Raw genomic sequence first — 15,629 nt, forward strand, 5'->3', positions numbered from 1 at the left:
TCTATATACTCAACGTTTGAGAGCGTAAAATGTATACAGCTTTTTCAAAAAAATTTGCATAATAAAAAGCACATCCATTTTGATGTACTTTCCTCAAAAATACTATTCTATTATTTCATCGCTTCTTTCACAACATCCTGAATCATAACAACTTCTGTTTTCATATCAACAGACGGTGCTTCCTCATCAATACACTCATACCAAAACTCTAAATGCTTTTTATCAATTTCATGATGAGAATTTTCGACAAGAGCCCCGCCTTCTCCTTGCACAGAATACCAATATAAGTACTCTTCTCCCTCTCTTATTTCCCGGAAAATTGTCTCTACATACATTTTTTCGTCGTTTAATGTCAAAAGCACTTCTTTCATATTGTCATTAAGAAGCTTCATCCATTCATCTACACGATGACTTTTACCAGACCTCACTTTAAATCTCGTTAATTCCACATTCATTTTTATTCCCCCGTTCTCTTACGTACAAATAGGCTATATTCTACTGGATTATGAAAGCTTAATTTACTAGCTAATTTTTGTGAGGGAATATTGTCCGCATTACAATCCCAGCATGGTGTAATATCATTTTGTATACAATGTTCAATGAAACGTGTTGCGACAGCTTGAGCTAACCCTCTCCCTTGATACGCTTCATGCGTCACGATATCAATTTCAGCAAATCCATTCCCACTAAATATCGAAACACATTCCGCTACAATCATCCCATCTTTTTCTATATAAAATCCAAAGCCATTATTCAAAAATGCTTCATTTGATCCCCAATATTCTTTGTAATAATCCTCTGTAAATTCATTACTTCGTTCTATATCTCTTCTATCAATACGCTTAACTTCATATGTATTTTTGTTAAAATCTCGTTTTCTCTCTTCAAAACTTTCTCTTTGAAATTTCATTCGCGGGATTTTCCGAAATGCATTACTAAAACGCTCTTCAATCATCATTTCCCACTCTTTACTCGAAGTAAACAGTGTAAATCGTTTCTCTGTTTTTTCAATGGCTGTTTTTATACACGAAAATAAATCTTCGTTATAACTTTGGTCATGGGTTTCACCGAATAAATAATAAATGCCATTAGCTGTAATAATTAGTCCTGCTGTTAATTGCTTGTTTATAAAAACCTCACCATCTATCATTTGATCACATACCGCATAAGCAAAAGTCGTTGCTCTTATATTTCCTTCTAAAATCGGAAGAACTTTTCTATACTCGGCTACAGAGATTTTTTTCATAATTGCTCCACTATAATCGTATCAGCCTCTATATTTTCAAAACAAAGATTTACCGTTCTCTTTAATGCTCTCGTTCTATGAATCGTACATGCGGGAATTAGAATTGAATCGTTCGGTTTTAAAACCGCCGTCTCTCCATCTTGAAAATCAATAAGTAATTCTCCCTCTAGCACAATAAATAATTCGTCTGAATTAGAATGATAGTGCCAATCATATTCACCAGTAAATACAGCGATTCGTAAGCAATGACTATTTACATTTGAAACGACGAAGTTTTTATGTTGATCTTGAATGCCCTTTGTTAATTCTATTAAATTCACAGTTTCCATCTTTCGTCTCATCCTTTCATTAGTCGTTCTTCAGGAAAAACAACTTAGTCTCCACCACCTCCGCAATCTCCTCCACCATCACTTGAGCTGCTACAATCGTTGCTACTGTAGTCACCAAATCCACTTGATGAACTTGAAGCGTATGAAGATTTTTTTCTCTTTTTTCTTTTCCTATCTCTCTTACTTTCATGACTAGGCCATACTGTATCAAAGAATATAACGAATAAAACTAATTCTATTACGGCAAGTATAAACTCTAAAATACTCTCAATAATATTCGGGGTTATCCCAAAACTGTAAAGCACCCCAAATGATCCCATACACAAAATCACATATAGAACCATACAAACATACCGAAACGTTTTTTCTATCATAATGACTATTTTTTTTGAATTTGGAATGTTCTGTTCCTGTTTTTTCTTTATATATTTTTGTCTCCTAGCTTGCTTTTTCTTCCTATTTTTTCTCCCCATCGAATCCCCTCTTTTTGTTATATAATTCTAAATTATCATAACGAAAGCTTAGTTACACTAATAAATAACAATTATTTACATGTTGTTTTTCCATATAAAAAAGACCTTTCTTATAAAAAGAAAGGTCTCTAATGTATCTCTATTATGATAAAGCAGGAGCTTTTTCAAGAAGCTCTTTCGCATCAGCGTATTGTAAACCGTGTGCTTCTGCAACTGCTTCGAATGTTACATATCCATCTAATGTGTTAATACCTTTTAGTAATGCAGTATTGCCTAGGCAAGCTTCTTTGTAGCCTTTGTTCGCAATTTGTACTGCATATGGTACTGTTACGTTTGTTAATGCAAGAGTTGATGTACGTGGAACTGCACCTGGCATGTTAGCAACTGCATAGTGAACAACGCCGTATTTTTCGTAAGTTGGGTTGTCATGAGTTGTAATACGGTCAGTTGTTTCGAAAATACCACCTTGGTCAATCGCGATATCTACAACGACAGAACCTGGTTCCATTGATTGAATCATTTCTTCTGTTACAAGTTTTGGCGCTTTTGCACCTGGGATTAATACTGCACCAATTACAAGATCAGACTCTTTTACAGCTTCTGCAATGTTGTAAGGATTAGACATTAACGTTTTTACTTGGTTTCCGAAAATATCATCTAATTGACGAAGACGTTCTGCACTTAAGTCGATAATTGTTACATCTGCACCTAAGCCTACTGCAATTTTCGCTGCGTTTGTACCAGCTTGGCCACCGCCAATAATTGTTACTTTGCCGCGTTTCACCCCTGGAACGCCTGCAAGCAAGATACCTTTACCGCCTTTGTTTTTCTCAAGGAATTGTGCACCGATTTGTGCAGACATACGACCAGCTACTTCACTCATTGGTGCAAGTAATGGTAAAGAACGATTGTCTAATTGTACTGTTTCGTATGCGATTGATACAACTTTGTTATCAATTAATGCTTTCGTTAATTCTGGCTCTGGAGCTAAGTGTAAGTATGTGAATAAAATTAAACCTTCACGGAAATAGCCGTATTCACTTGCAACTGGCTCTTTTACCTTCATAACCATATCTTGATTCCATGCTTCTTCAGCAGTTTCAACAAGTTTCGCACCAGCTTGTACGTATTCTTCATCTGTAAAGCCAGATCCTAAACCTGCTCCTTTTTGAACAAAAACTTCATGACCATTTTGTACTAAATGTACTGCTCCCGCTGGCGTCATTGCCACGCGGTTTTCATTGTTTTTAATTTCTGTTGGAATACCGATACGCATTATTTGTTCCCCCTTGAGTTATGAAATGACCCCTGAATCATTTTTTAAAGCGCTTTCTACGCTCTTATATCTTAACATAATATCTCAATATTTTACAAAAAATAATACGAGTTTTCCGATAGATTTAATCTTACATTAAAGGACAGTATTATCCACACTTTTAAGTATACAGGATAAACTGTCCGATTATTTGAAACTTCACTTTATTTTATTCTAGCGATGTCTATGAATGACATCAACTGCACCGGTTACTTCAATAATTGTACCGGTAATCATATCAGAATCGTCCTCACATAAAAACGAAATAGTTCTTGCGATATCTTCACCTGTCCCAGACCTACCAATTGGTGTGTTACGATCTTTCAGCTGACGTGCTTCTTGAATCGTTGCCTCTTTCATTTCACCAATAATATCACCAGGACATACCATATTCGCAGTAATACCATATTCTGCTTCTTCGTAAGCAACTGTTTTCGTTAATGAAACCAGTCCTACTTTCGCCGCTGCGAAAGCCGAACGATAAATCCATCCCGGCGCACTATCTGCCCCTTGAAATCCGTAACTAATAATACGGCCAAATTTCTGTTTCCTCATAATCGGAACGACAAGTTTTAACAAATGAAATACCGCTGTTAAATTTCCTTGAATCATTTCATTCCATTCATCTTCTTCGTAATCGACTAACTTTTTTCGTTCAAATACATATGGACCAGCATTATTAATTAAGAAGTCAATTTTGCCAAAACGGCTCATCGCTTCTTCTACTATTTTATGTAAATCTTCTTTTTTCGTGACATCTGCTTGCACGAATTGTAGACGTTCTTCCACGTTTTTATATGTTTCTTTCATCGTTTCCATAGCATCTATATCGCTATGATATGTTACTGTTACTGAATATCCTCTAGCAATTAACTTTTCTGTTACCCGCTTTCCTAAACCTTTCGTACCGGCTGTAATGAGCGCGTGTCTCACAATCATGCCTCCTTTTAAATTGCTATACTTCATATGTAACAAGTTCTCACTCCAATTACAACTAAAATGAATTAAAATAAAGTTTTCAAAATTCTGTAACGTTTCCGACAAGCATATTACCAAATTTTGTTTTATAATTAAGTTGTAAACGGTTATAAAAATGATTGGGAGGAATCTACTATGAATAATACATATACAAATATTTTAATTGCGGTGGACGGTTCTAAAGAAGCAGAAAAAGCCTTTAAAAAAGCAATTCAAGTTGCAAAACGAAACAATGCAACATTAACAATCGCTCATATTGTTGATGTAAAAGCATACTCTGCTGTAGAGGCTTATAGCCGCGCGATTGCTGAACGTGCAAATCTATTTGCAGAAGACTTATTAGAAGACTACAAAAAAACTGCACTTGAAGCTGGCCTTGAAAAAGTTGAAACTGTATTAGATTTCGGTAATCCAAAATCTAAAATTTCAAAAGAAATCGCTCCAAACCATAAAGTGGATTTAATTATGTGTGGTGCAACTGGTTTAAATGCTGTTGAGCGTTTCCTAATCGGTAGCGTCTCTGAACATATTATTCGCTATGCGAAATGCGATGTCCTTGTTGTTCGTGGTGATGAGGAGCAAGGTGATCTTTAATTCATAAATAAAACACCAAGTCCACATGGGCTTGGTGTTTTTCATTTCACATATTTCACGATAAATACAAGACAAACTATCACAACAATAGTAACTGCCAACACATACGGTGGAAGAAACTTTAAAGACCATAACGCCATCATAATCGTCGCTATCGTTAAATACGATTGCCTTGCATCTTCTGTCATTTTTTTACGAAGGCAGAACACATACAAATAGCCAATTGGCGGCGTTATAAAACAAAGAACATATATAATTTTTGATTTCAAATACCATTTTTGTTCTCCGAGTTTCTGTATATCTTCTTCTATTCTCTTATGCTCTTGTTCTCTCGCTTCTTCTACAAGCGGATCTTCCTCTTCTCCTCGCTTTTCTTTCATATAAGGAAGAAAGTGCATGAAAAAATAATATGCAAATACGAACGCTCCAAATCCGATATTTAATCTTTCTAATGGAACATACTCACTAAAAAAAGCAGCAGCAATCACTAAAGAAAAACAATACGTTGTCATCCAAAAAGAACGTTTTCTCTTTTTCCGTTCGATTTCTTTTTTATCCTGTACATGTTTTCTTTTCCAAAGCCCTATCGAAATACAGCAATCTACTATAAACAGCGTAAAGATAAATATCACGACATGTACTGTTTCGACATTCTCAAATGAAAATATGACTGGGAATGCAACGTGTAATACAATTAGCGTGTACAAAATTAACCCTACAAAATAAATACGTCTCATCTTCCATTCCTTTCTTATTTCCTAACATTAGGTTAACATACATTTTTTAGAAATAGACGGACAAAATATATGTGTTTAGAAAAGGAGGATGCTATATGGATGATTCTGAACGCATTATTTTAGATGTGAATGGAAAAGAAATCGAAATGTTAGATACGATCCGCACTCATTTTAAAGAAAAACACGGAATTGAACTAAGTAACGGTGCATTGCTTCGAGATTTGATGGATATTGAGTATATTCGAATTACGGAAGATCGACATAAGTATGATTAATCGATGAAACTGTAAGCCTAGAGCAAAATGCTCTAGGCTTACTTACCTCCTCACGAAAAATGTTATAATTAGGAAAAAGAAGTGTGGAGGATGTCAAAATATGAAATCTGAAAATATCTCAAAGCATTTTCAAACATTACATGTACAAAGGACCGAGTTCCTTCCTCATCTCCATTCATTATCACAAGAACAACTATGGTATAGGAAAGAGGACAAAAAATGGTCTACTGGTGAACACTTTTATCACTTATATTTAATTGCAAGGATGCTCAAAGTAGCGATTAAATTCTCTCTCACTCTTATCCCTTATGCAAAGCTAAGAAAAAATACCCCATTTGAAACTGAAATACACGACATTTATGCCGAATACAAAGAGAAGCACGGTAGAGGAATGAAAGCACCTTGGATTTTAGTCCCTTCAAAAAAGGTCTATCATTCTATGAATGGACAAGAATTAGAAGAATTACTTTCCCGTGAAACAGATGAAATAAAAAAACTTGTTCAAAATATAGAAGAAAATATCGCAGGGCATATCGTATTTTTAGATCCAATCGCTCACTATCCTAACCTGATTCAATCTATCCAACTATTAGCGATACATGAGAAACATCATTTTATGATTATGAAAAATAATTATGAAATGATAGATCCCCCCCTAAAAATCTAAATACAAAAAAGTAAGGTGCTTTCTAAAAAAGCACCTTACCTTCTCTCTCATACATCATTTAATTCCTACAAACTCTCCAACAAATCCTTTCGCCTTCTCCAAAGCGTTTTTGATTTGCTCAAACCCAGTCCCACCAGCACTATTACGACGCTTTACAGCCGCATATGGTGACAATACTTCATACAAATCTTCTTCAAATAAGGAACTCATTTCTTTATATGTTTCAAGTGGTACATCTACTAAATAAATTCCTTTTTGTGTGCAATGTAGAACTAGCTTCCCAACAATTTCATGAGCTTGACGGAATGGTAGTCCTTTGTTTGCTAAGTAATCGGCAATTTCTGTTGCGTTAGAGAAATCTTGCGTCACAGCTTGCCCCATCTTTTCTTTGTTTACAGTCATCGTTTCTAGCATGCCTGCCATAATATGAAGGCATCCTTCTACTGTTTTTACTGTATCAAACATTCCTTCTTTATCTTCTTGCAAGTCTTTATTGTAAGCTAGTGGTAATCCTTTCATTACAGTAAGCAAGCTAAATAAGTTGCCATATACTCTTCCTGTCTTACCGCGGATAAGTTCTGCCATGTCTGGATTTTTCTTTTGCGGCATAATACTGCTTCCCGTTGCGTATTGATCGCTCATTTCAATAAATTGAAACTCTTGGCTACTCCATAAAATAAGTTCTTCGCAAAAGCGTGATAAGTGCATCATGAGCATAGATGAGTTACTTAAAAACTCCAGTATGAAATCACGATCGCTTACCGCATCTAAACTATTTTCATAGATTCCATTAAATCCGAGAAGCTCCGCACTATATTCTCGGTCAATTGGGAATGTTGTCCCAGCTAACGCTCCTGCTCCTAATGGTGAAATGTTAATGCGCTTTAACGAATCTTCATAGCGATTCACATCGCGCTCTAACATCCAAAAGTAAGCGAGAATATGATGTGCAAATGAAATCGGCTGTGCACGCTGCAAGTGCGTATAGCCAGGCATAATGGTTTCAATGTTATTTTCCGCCTGATGAACAAGAACAGTTTGCAATTGTTTTGTAGCTTTTATAATATCTTCTACTTTTTCTTTTAAATACAAATGCATATCTGTCGCCACTTGATCGTTACGACTTCGGCCTGTATGAAGTTTCCCTCCTACTTCGCCAATTTGTTCAATTAACATTTTTTCAATGTTTAAATGAATATCTTCTGCCTCTACTGAGAATTGGAGCTTATTCTCTTTTGCTTCTTTTAATAAATATTGAAGACCTATCTTTATTTTCTCTGCTTCTTCTTCCGTAACGATGCCTTGCTTTGCTAGCATCGTTACGTGTGCAATACTCCCATTTATATCTTGACCTACTAATTGTTGATCAAAGGAGATGGATGCTCCAAACTCTTCAACCCATGCTTCCGCTTCTTCTGTAAAACGTCCGCCCCAAAGTTTGCTCACGCTTCCACCTTCTTTTGATTCACTTGGCTGTATACTTTCGTCGGTAAACCGAATAATGAAATGAAACCAACTGCTGCATCATGATTAAATTCATCTTGAGCAGTATATGTTGCTAATTTCTCATCGTATAAAGAGTATTCAGATTTACGTCCTTCTACAATCGCATGGCCTTTAAATAATTTCACGCGCACTGTACCTGTTACATTCTTTTGCGTTTCTTGTAAGAAAGCATTGAGCGCTTGTTTTAAAGGTGAGAACCATAAACCGTTATAAATAAGTTCTGTTATTTTCTGCTCAATCATCGGTTTGAAATGAGCAACTTCTTTTACAAGCGTTAAATCTTCAAGCTCTTTATGCGCTGTAATTAACGTCATTGCTGCTGGGCATTCGTATACTTCACGAGATTTAATACCGACAAGACGATTTTCTACGTGATCGATACGTCCAACGCCGTGTTTTCCAGCCAGTGCATTTAACATTTTAATTAATTCTGAAAGTGAATATGCAGTGCCATTTAAAGTAGTCGGTACGCCTGCTTCAAATCCAATTTCTACATACTCTGGTTTATTCGGCGTATCTTCTAATGCTAATGTCATTTCGTATGCTTCTTCTGGCGGCGCTGCCCATGGATCTTCTAAAATTCCACATTCGTTGCTGCGTCCCCATAAGTTTTGATCGATTGAAAATGGGCTATCTAAATTAATTGGAATTGGTACATCGTTTTCTTTTGCATATGCAATTTCTTCTTCACGTGACCATTTCCATTCACGCACAGGCGCAATCACTTCTAAGTAAGGATTTAACGCTTGAATAGAAACTTCAAAACGAACTTGATCATTCCCTTTCCCTGTACATCCGTGTGCAACTGCAGTTGCACCTTCTTGTTCTGCGATTTCTACTAATTTTTTCGCAATAAGTGGACGAGATAATGCAGAGACAAGAGGATATTTCCCTTCGTATAACGTGTGAGCTTGCATCGCCATCAATGCATATTCATTTGCAAATTCCTCTTGAACATCAATCATATATGATTTAATTGCACCTACTGAAAGTGCCTTTTCTTTTACAAATGCTAAGTCTTTACCTTCCCCTAAGTCTAAACAAAGCGCGATAATATCATAATTCTTCTCTTGTAACCATTTAATTGCAACGGAAGTATCAAGACCTCCGGAATATGCTAACACAACTTTTTTCTTCTCCATTTTTGCATCCCCCTAAAGAATAAATATTCATTTTCTTTTATAATAATTCACACTTTAACACCTTTTACAAAATGTATCAATAGGCATTTTTAATTTTTTCAAACAATTTCGTCGAACTTCTTTCTGTTTTTATGTACAATATAAGCAGGAAAATGGGGGTGAACTTATGGAAAAGTATTTCTTATACGATGAACACCTAGGAATTGAAATTCCGCATTTACAAGAAGACTGGGAAGACATCCCCGAAAAGATGCAACATGCTATTTTACTAAAATGGGAACAAATTCGCGGGAAAATTCCTGATCGCATAAAAGAACTCGAACATTATATTAATGCAAAACAACATCATTTAAATAACGAAGAAGACTTCGGAATTTCTTGCAAACTGAATTCAGAAATTGCCGATCTTGCTTCCACCATTAATGATCTTTGGCTTTGGTATCGACTCACTCAAAATGTGTCTGAGGGAAAAGCACACCAATGAAAAAAGCATGTCCCTCATATACTTTGGGTCATGCTTTCTTGTCGTAACAAGCTTTGCAATATATTTCGTGCGCTGTTTTTGCCAAACATACATCGAACGGACCAACTAATATATTCCTTTCTTTTGGCAACTTCACAAAAGCAACAAGCTCTTCTTCATATTCAATCTTTTTCTGACATGAAATGCACTTTACTTCTTTTCTTTTTAACATGCCTTTTAGCATCTCTTCACTCCTCTTTTCCTCTATCTATACTAATATAATCCCATAACCGTTGAGACTGGTAAAAAAATGACACATTCCGAAACAAATTATTCATATACTATGTACAAAAGGAGGTCTCAGATTTATGCGAGCTTTCATTATTATCGCTTTAACTTTTTTAAGCGTGATTAGCTGGGATGCGCTTTTTAAAGATAAAAGTGAAGCGAACGATACAAATGAATAAAAACCTATCTTTTCTTACTTATTGGACAAACTTCTAAAAACTGTCCAATCCTAAGAAAAAGCTTAGGCTTTTCTACAAAAATATTTAAACATAACAATTTTTGTAGATTCCCTCCGTTTATTGTCGGTTTCCATCCGCATACATTTTTTGAAAGTATGATATAATAATATAAATCTTGAAGGAAGGGATTTTGATATCATGATCGCTCGAAGGAGCATGTGGCATCGTATTGACGAATCATACACGTAGCGTATTTTTCAGCTCAGATACTTTAGTCTAGCGAAAAAAATACGAGAGTGGGGAAATTATGATTGCCCGAAGGATAATTTGGCAAAAAAAAGACTCTTCTTACACGTAGCGTTTTGTTTAGGACTTAATTGTTACTAGCTAAACAAAACAAAGAAGAGCAGGGTTGCTAAATGAAGAATCCTACTCCACGTTTTGTTTAGTCGCTTTAAGACTTAAACTAAAACGAAGGTAGGGAAACTTGATGGACGAGAGGATTATTCGTTATTTCTTCAGCGACATATAGCGTAGTTAGTTTTTTCGTAAACTAACTGAAGCTACATGTGAGCTCGTAGTTAGTTTACAACACAAAAAGGACTACTAACTACGGAAAGAAGGAATAACGATGAGGAACATCCAAAGTCGACAAATTATTAAAGAAGTTTTTATGGTTTTAATCGGTTCATTTATTTTAGCAGCAGCGCTATATCACATTCACTTCCAAAACCACTTAACAGAAGGTGGCTTTGTAGGAATTGCACTATTCATCCAAAATTTTTATGATATTTCACCATCTATTTCAACTGTAATAATGGATATCCCAATTATTTTACTGTGTACTTCATTTTTAGGTAGAAAAATGGTTGGTTATTCATTCTTAGGTTCAATTTCATTCGGAGTATTTTATTCTCTTATGGAAAATTATTCTCCATTTACGGTAGATTTATCAAATAATTTATTTGTAGCTGCGATAGTTGGCGGTGCGTTAGCTGGTATTGGACTCGGTTTTATATTGCGATTCGGCGGTGCAACCGGTGGAGACGATATTTTAACAATTGTACTAAGTAAACGAACTCGTTTTACAATTGGGCAAATTTTCTTCGTCTTTGACGCGATTGTTCTTGCGCTTTCATTATATTATTTAAATTGGACAGAAATTGCTTTTACTATTCTTTCGATTGCCGTACAGGCAAAAACATTGGATTTAATTTATTATCCAAAAGCAGAAAAAACAGCAGAAAAGCAACCAGTATCTATTCCAATGCCAAAAAAACATGCAACAAATTAAAAAAGCGAAAGGCTTCGGCCTCTCGCTTTTTTTTTACGTTCTTTTTTCTTTCTCGATTATATGGCGCACTTGATAAAATTTATTCGCAAATTCAGTAACATTTCTTGTTAGACGATAATTCACTGTAGAACCGATTGCCATCCCGATGACTGGAATGCCTTGGAATAATTTACGGCGAAGCGCATAAATCGAAAATGTTTTTAAAATTTGTTTTAGCACAACCTCAGTAGAAGCTGGTTTTAATACCGCTTCGTCTCCTTCATAGAAGAACGAATCTTCTTGCTCCAGTTCTTGCAGTAAATTGTACCATGCGTATTGCTGAAGTCTTCCTGGTAGTAATGACGCATGAAATACCTTTAACGCAAGCATCATTTCATAAGGCTTGTTCACATCATGCCCAAATGATGTCGCAATAAGTTGGACAGCCTTCACATTTAAAGCGATCATAACCGGGAAATCAGCTGTTAATAATAATAAACCTCCAGCCCCCGTTGCTCCGCCTTGTACAAATGAATATAGACGGTGACGCGCTGTTTGCTGCTCTGCTATGTATGTTAATTGATCAATAGATAATGCTTTCAAATCTTCAAGTTGTTCAATTGATTCATCAAATAATCTCGACGTTCCTAAAATACGATTACGCGCCTCTAACTGTGATTGTGAACTTTGAATCAGCGCATGCAAATGAAAGAGCCATCCATCTGCTTTCGTAAAGAAATCTTTTCGTTTTTTCTCAGGTAATTTCGCAATTGCAGTATGTAACCATTTATCAAACATTTTTTGAAAATCGGTCGCTTCTTGCTCAACTAATTGCGCTTCCCATTCCTTTATATTGTCTAAAATGGCTTGTTCTCGCTTCGATCGCATCGTAACAACCACCTCGTTCGATTTTTTTCTATTGTAACATATTTGCAAATACGCTTGTACATTGCAAGTTCTTTATTTACAACATAAGTTCGAGACAATCTACCCGAATACAATGCTACTAATTGCTACTTAGCTACAGTATAATCGTCCTTATCCAAACAAATAAGGAGCGATTATATATGTACCCACGCGCAAAAGCTTTTGGCATTGCTATACATCATGATCGACTTCTCGTACAAGAATATAATATGGACGACGAAATCTTTTATCGACCTCTTGGCGGTTCCATTGAACTTGGTGAGAAATCAGCAGATACCGTTATTCGAGAATTTAAAGAAAAGCTTCATACAGACGTAGAAATTATCGACTATTTAGATTGCCTAGAAAACATCTTTCATCTAGGTAAAGAAATCGGTCATGAAATCATTCAACTATACTCTTTACGCTTATTAGACACCTCACTATATGAAAGAGAAAAAGTGAATATACAAGATGAACAGAACGTATCATATGCGAAATGGATTCCCATTACGGCATTCATTCAGAAAGAACAAGTACTATATCCAGATGGAATTTTGAAATATATCCAAAAGAAAAAAGACGAGACCCTATAGGATCTCGTCTTTCTTTTCATATATTAACCAATATTTCCAAGACGTAGTACGTCACGAGCAATCATAACTTCTTCGTCAGTTGGAATTACAATAATTTTTACTGGAGAGTGTGGGAAGCTGATGAATGCTTCTTCGCCACGAATGTCGTTACGTTTTGGATCGAAGTATACGCCCATGAACTCAAGGCCTTCTAATACACGCTCACGAATTAGAGCACTATTTTCTCCAATACCAGCTGTAAAGATGATTGCGTCTACACCTTTCATACGAGCTGCATAAGAACCAATATACTTATGGATACGTCCTACGAATACTTCTAGCGCTACTTCTGCACGGTGGTTTCCTTCTTCTTCCGCTTGTTCGATGTCACGTAAGTCACTAGAGAATCCAGAAAGACCTAACATACCACTTTTCTTGTTTAATACGTTAAGAACTTCTTCTACTGTTTGGCCTGTTTTTTCCATGATGTATGGAATTAACGCAGGGTCAATGTTACCAGAACGTGTACCCATTGTTACACCAGCAAGTGGAGTGAAGCCCATAGAAGTATCGATAGATTTACCGCCTTCTACTGCTGCGATACTTGCACCGTTACCTAAGTGACAAGAAAGTAAGCTTAAGCTTTCAAGTGGGCGACCTAATAATTCAGCCGCACGCTCAGTTACATATTTGTGAGAAGTTCCGTGGAAACCGTATTTACGGATGCCAAATTTCTCATAGTACTCATATGGTAAGCTGTATAGGAATGCAGATTCCGGCATTGTTTGGTGGAATGCTGTATCAAATACTACTACTGCTGGTACGTTTGGTAATACTTCTTGGAATGCTTTAATACCAACAATGTTTGCTGGGTTGTGAAGTGGTGCTAAATCGCTTAATTCTTCGATATCAGCTAATACTTCATCAGTAAGTAAAACAGAGTCAGCAAATTTTTCGCCGCCGTGAACAACACGGTGACCGATACCGCCAATCTCATCTAGAGACTTAACGATTCCGTTTTCAGTTAATTTTGCAAGAAGCATATTAACTGCTACTGCATGATCTGGGATGCTTGTAACTTCTTTTTGTTTTTCGCCATCTACAGTAATAGTGAAGATACTATCTTCTAAACCGATACGTTCTACTAAACCTTTTGTTAATACTGTTTCACTTGGCATTTCAAATAATTGGAATTTTAAGGAAGAGCTTCCTGCGTTAATCGCGATGATTTTTGACATCTAGTCTTTCGCCCCTTTTTCTCTTGGTAGTTGTGTGGATCATTCCACAAACCGCTCGATTTTATCTAATTAAACTTACTCATTATGAAAACGTTTCATCATCAGTAAATTTTATACTCACGATTTTAATTTAAACATCGTCTGAGATATATTTCAAGTGAAAAAATTGTAACACCAAGAAAAAAAATATATTACAGATTTCAAAAAAATTCAGTTAAATCTTGTATATACTAAAAAATATTACACATCATATACAACTGTACTATAGTAATTACTAACCCTGTTACATATATATCGTATTATTTATGTGTTGCAAACCAAGTATTCAATTGATCCATAATGTTCTCCATAGCCTTCATGTTAGAGAACTTAGGTAATTCCACTAATAGCGCCTGTTTCGGCATTGTTACACCTTGGCCTTTCTTTTGGAGCACAAATATACTTTTTGCATTTTTCTCGTTTTTAAACATGGAAACAGGTAGTTGTAATAACCCTTGTATAAAACATGTTTCTTTAATAAATGCATGTAATTTTGGCGCCTGATCACTTTCGAAAATGAAGTTCGGTACCAAGAAGAATAAGTAGCCGCCTTCTTTCGTATGTTTCACACTTTGTTCAATAAATAAGTGATGCGCATATGACATTCCTTCATCTGCTTTTAACTTATATTCACTTGCACCGATTTCATTTGGATAATAACCGATTGGTAAATCTGAAACAACTGCATCAACTGGATCAATATAAAGTGGTGCTAGTCCATCTTGATGGAAGAATTCGATTGCATGCTTTTGTAAATTCGCATTTACTAAAGCAAGTTTAATTAGCACTTCATCCACTTCTACACCAAATCCACTCATTGCTATTTCTTCTTTGGCACTATTAAACACTGTAGTCATTAAGTTACCTGTTCCAATTGCAGGGTCTAAAACAGTAATTTCGTTTTGCCCTTGCATAAATTTATGGAATAAGTAGCTCATGAACATTCCAACTGCATCAGGCGTCATTTCATGATTTGCTTGCACGCCTTCTTTCATTCCTTTTAAAATGGCTAGCTGAAATGCTTTACGAATTTCTTCCCCTTTATATGTTTCTTCATTAAACGTACTATATTCACGATTCAGCCTTTCAATTGCTGCTTCGGATAATTCCTCTTGTAAAATCGCTCCTTCAAACAAGTTATCCCCTGTTTCTACAAGCGCCTCTAAATATGTTACATCTAATTCCTTACGTAAAACTACCGCAGAAGAATCGAAAATAGAAAATAATGTTTCCACTGTCTGACTCACGTACATTCCTCCTTCTCTCTTTTACACATAACTTATATCATACCACAAAGTGATTTTTTCCAAAAAGAAAAAGCGACCTCCTGCAAAGAGCTCCCCTTTAAGTTATATATGATATAACGTTTTTTCTCATATATTGGTACCGTTATGCAGCAATATATG

The 15,629-nt window shown here is 35.8% G+C and carries 19 protein-coding genes; 6 read left to right on the forward strand and 13 right to left on the reverse strand.

Going from position 1 to position 15,629, the window contains the following annotated elements:
• Positions 1 to 110: 110 nt before the first annotated feature.
• From COI75_RS17755 to COI75_RS17780, 6 genes are all read right to left on the reverse strand, one after another.
• Entirely contained in the window at positions 111 to 455 is a 345-nt protein-coding gene (locus tag COI75_RS17755; RefSeq protein ID WP_001100237.1) for a DUF6176 family protein, read from the reverse strand.
• A 2-nt stretch (positions 456 to 457) separates the two neighbouring features.
• The gene (locus tag COI75_RS17760) at positions 458 to 1,246 is read right to left on the reverse strand and encodes a GNAT family N-acetyltransferase (protein ID WP_000724322.1); all 789 of its coding nucleotides are present in this window, start codon (positions 1,244 to 1,246) and stop codon (positions 458 to 460) included.
• Positions 1,243 to 1,575 carry a cupin domain-containing protein gene (locus COI75_RS17765; RefSeq protein WP_000450950.1) on the reverse strand — a complete coding sequence of 111 codons (333 nt, stop codon included), beginning with the start codon at positions 1,573 to 1,575 and terminating at the stop codon, positions 1,243 to 1,245. The genes COI75_RS17760 and COI75_RS17765 overlap by 4 nt, the downstream gene beginning before the upstream one ends.
• A gap of 44 nt (positions 1,576 to 1,619) precedes the next feature.
• Positions 1,620 to 2,048: a hypothetical protein gene (locus tag COI75_RS17770; protein WP_000532806.1), complete on the reverse strand. Its 429-nt coding sequence runs from the start codon at positions 2,046 to 2,048 to the stop codon at positions 1,620 to 1,622.
• A gap of 142 nt (positions 2,049 to 2,190) precedes the next feature.
• Positions 2,191 to 3,324, reverse strand: coding sequence for an alanine dehydrogenase (gene ald / locus COI75_RS17775; RefSeq protein WP_001219406.1), 1,134 nt, complete (start codon positions 3,322 to 3,324; stop codon positions 2,191 to 2,193).
• 213 nt (positions 3,325 to 3,537) lie between these two features.
• Entirely contained in the window at positions 3,538 to 4,329 is a 792-nt protein-coding gene (locus COI75_RS17780; protein WP_033657987.1) for an SDR family oxidoreductase, read from the reverse strand.
• Between the two features lie 147 nt (positions 4,330 to 4,476).
• Between COI75_RS17780 and COI75_RS17785 the strand changes: the two genes are divergently transcribed.
• A complete protein-coding gene (locus tag COI75_RS17785) occupies positions 4,477 to 4,935 on the forward strand; it encodes a universal stress protein (RefSeq protein WP_001066675.1) in 459 nt (152 codons plus the stop codon).
• Positions 4,936 to 4,976: 41 nt separating this feature from the next.
• On the opposite strand, the gene COI75_RS17790 is transcribed toward COI75_RS17785, so the two are convergent.
• The gene (locus COI75_RS17790) at positions 4,977 to 5,672 is read right to left on the reverse strand and encodes a hypothetical protein (RefSeq protein WP_001252923.1); all 696 of its coding nucleotides are present in this window, start codon (positions 5,670 to 5,672) and stop codon (positions 4,977 to 4,979) included.
• Between the two features lie 95 nt (positions 5,673 to 5,767).
• On the opposite strand from COI75_RS17790, the gene COI75_RS17795 reads away from it, so the two are divergent.
• Together COI75_RS17795 and COI75_RS17800 are read left to right on the forward strand one after the other, a co-directional pair.
• The gene (locus tag COI75_RS17795) at positions 5,768 to 5,947 is read left to right on the forward strand and encodes a hypothetical protein (protein WP_000342758.1); all 180 of its coding nucleotides are present in this window, start codon (positions 5,768 to 5,770) and stop codon (positions 5,945 to 5,947) included.
• A 100-nt stretch (positions 5,948 to 6,047) separates the two neighbouring features.
• Positions 6,048 to 6,614, forward strand: a complete 567-nt coding sequence (locus tag COI75_RS17800; protein WP_000834362.1) for a DinB family protein — start codon at positions 6,048 to 6,050, stop codon at positions 6,612 to 6,614.
• Between the two features lie 54 nt (positions 6,615 to 6,668).
• On the opposite strand, the gene argH is transcribed toward COI75_RS17800, so the two are convergent.
• Entirely contained in the window at positions 6,669 to 8,060 is a 1,392-nt protein-coding gene (argH, locus tag COI75_RS17805; protein ID WP_000041237.1) for an argininosuccinate lyase, read from the reverse strand.
• Positions 8,057 to 9,262, reverse strand: a complete 1,206-nt coding sequence (locus COI75_RS17810; protein WP_000412320.1) for an argininosuccinate synthase — start codon at positions 9,260 to 9,262, stop codon at positions 8,057 to 8,059. Before COI75_RS17810 ends, argH begins: the two co-directional genes overlap by 4 nt.
• A gap of 166 nt (positions 9,263 to 9,428) precedes the next feature.
• Here COI75_RS17810 and COI75_RS17815 point away from each other — a divergent pair, with 166 nt between their 5' ends.
• On the forward strand, positions 9,429 to 9,746 hold the full coding sequence (locus COI75_RS17815) for a hypothetical protein (protein WP_000417211.1): 318 nt from the start codon (positions 9,429 to 9,431) through the stop codon (positions 9,744 to 9,746).
• A gap of 28 nt (positions 9,747 to 9,774) precedes the next feature.
• On the opposite strand, the gene COI75_RS17820 is transcribed toward COI75_RS17815, so the two are convergent.
• Positions 9,775 to 9,969 (reverse strand): hypothetical protein, encoded by a 195-nt coding sequence (locus tag COI75_RS17820; RefSeq protein WP_000911988.1) that lies wholly within the window; start codon positions 9,967 to 9,969, stop codon positions 9,775 to 9,777.
• Positions 9,970 to 10,823: 854 nt separating this feature from the next.
• Here COI75_RS17820 and COI75_RS17830 point away from each other — a divergent pair.
• Entirely contained in the window at positions 10,824 to 11,486 is a 663-nt protein-coding gene (locus COI75_RS17830) for a YitT family protein (protein ID WP_001244526.1), read from the forward strand.
• A 33-nt stretch (positions 11,487 to 11,519) separates the two neighbouring features.
• Here the strand turns inward: COI75_RS17830 and COI75_RS17835 are convergent, their stop codons facing one another.
• On the reverse strand, positions 11,520 to 12,353 hold the full coding sequence (locus tag COI75_RS17835; protein ID WP_001256847.1) for an EcsC family protein: 834 nt from the start codon (positions 12,351 to 12,353) through the stop codon (positions 11,520 to 11,522).
• Positions 12,354 to 12,532: 179 nt separating this feature from the next.
• On the opposite strand from COI75_RS17835, the gene COI75_RS17840 reads away from it, so the two are divergent.
• On the forward strand, positions 12,533 to 12,967 hold the full coding sequence (locus COI75_RS17840; protein WP_000283466.1) for an NUDIX hydrolase: 435 nt from the start codon (positions 12,533 to 12,535) through the stop codon (positions 12,965 to 12,967).
• Positions 12,968 to 12,990: 23 nt separating this feature from the next.
• Here the strand turns inward: COI75_RS17840 and COI75_RS17845 are convergent, their stop codons facing one another.
• Positions 12,991 to 14,184 (reverse strand): acetate kinase, encoded by a 1,194-nt coding sequence (locus COI75_RS17845; protein WP_000034586.1) that lies wholly within the window; start codon positions 14,182 to 14,184, stop codon positions 12,991 to 12,993.
• Between the two features lie 299 nt (positions 14,185 to 14,483).
• On the reverse strand, positions 14,484 to 15,470 hold the full coding sequence (locus COI75_RS17850) for a class I SAM-dependent methyltransferase (protein WP_000084346.1): 987 nt from the start codon (positions 15,468 to 15,470) through the stop codon (positions 14,484 to 14,486).
• Between the last annotated feature and the right edge of the window lie 159 nt (positions 15,471 to 15,629).

It is taken from the genome of Bacillus cereus (assembly GCF_002564555.1).
In the GTDB taxonomy this organism is placed as follows: Bacteria; Bacillota; Bacilli; order Bacillales; family Bacillaceae_G; genus Bacillus_A; species Bacillus_A cereus_K.

Excerpts from the sequence above, each read along its gene's own strand:
- COI75_RS17755 (WP_001100237.1), bottom strand. The coding sequence starts at position 455 with ATGAATGTGGAATTAACGAGATTTAAAGTGAGGTCTGGTAAAAGTCAT.
- COI75_RS17760 (WP_000724322.1), bottom strand. The coding sequence starts at position 1,246 with ATGAAAAAAATCTCTGTAGCCGAGTATAGAAAAGTTCTTCCGATTTTA.
- COI75_RS17765 (WP_000450950.1), bottom strand. The coding sequence starts at position 1,575 with ATGGAAACTGTGAATTTAATAGAATTAACAAAGGGCATTCAAGATCAA.
- COI75_RS17770 (WP_000532806.1), bottom strand. The coding sequence starts at position 2,048 with ATGGGGAGAAAAAATAGGAAGAAAAAGCAAGCTAGGAGACAAAAATAT.
- ald (WP_001219406.1), bottom strand. The coding sequence starts at position 3,324 with ATGCGTATCGGTATTCCAACAGAAATTAAAAACAATGAAAACCGCGTG.
- COI75_RS17780 (WP_033657987.1), bottom strand. The coding sequence starts at position 4,329 with ATGAAGTATAGCAATTTAAAAGGAGGCATGATTGTGAGACACGCGCTC.
- COI75_RS17785 (WP_001066675.1), top strand. The coding sequence starts at position 4,477 with ATGAATAATACATATACAAATATTTTAATTGCGGTGGACGGTTCTAAA.
- COI75_RS17790 (WP_001252923.1), bottom strand. The coding sequence starts at position 5,672 with ATGAGACGTATTTATTTTGTAGGGTTAATTTTGTACACGCTAATTGTA.
- COI75_RS17795 (WP_000342758.1), top strand. The coding sequence starts at position 5,768 with ATGGATGATTCTGAACGCATTATTTTAGATGTGAATGGAAAAGAAATC.
- COI75_RS17800 (WP_000834362.1), top strand. The coding sequence starts at position 6,048 with ATGAAATCTGAAAATATCTCAAAGCATTTTCAAACATTACATGTACAA.
- COI75_RS17810 (WP_000412320.1), bottom strand. The coding sequence starts at position 9,262 with ATGGAGAAGAAAAAAGTTGTGTTAGCATATTCCGGAGGTCTTGATACT.
- COI75_RS17815 (WP_000417211.1), top strand. The coding sequence starts at position 9,429 with ATGGAAAAGTATTTCTTATACGATGAACACCTAGGAATTGAAATTCCG.
- COI75_RS17820 (WP_000911988.1), bottom strand. The coding sequence starts at position 9,969 with ATGCTAAAAGGCATGTTAAAAAGAAAAGAAGTAAAGTGCATTTCATGT.
- COI75_RS17830 (WP_001244526.1), top strand. The coding sequence starts at position 10,824 with ATGAGGAACATCCAAAGTCGACAAATTATTAAAGAAGTTTTTATGGTT.
- COI75_RS17835 (WP_001256847.1), bottom strand. The coding sequence starts at position 12,353 with ATGCGATCGAAGCGAGAACAAGCCATTTTAGACAATATAAAGGAATGG.
- COI75_RS17840 (WP_000283466.1), top strand. The coding sequence starts at position 12,533 with ATGTACCCACGCGCAAAAGCTTTTGGCATTGCTATACATCATGATCGA.
- COI75_RS17845 (WP_000034586.1), bottom strand. The coding sequence starts at position 14,184 with ATGTCAAAAATCATCGCGATTAACGCAGGAAGCTCTTCCTTAAAATTC.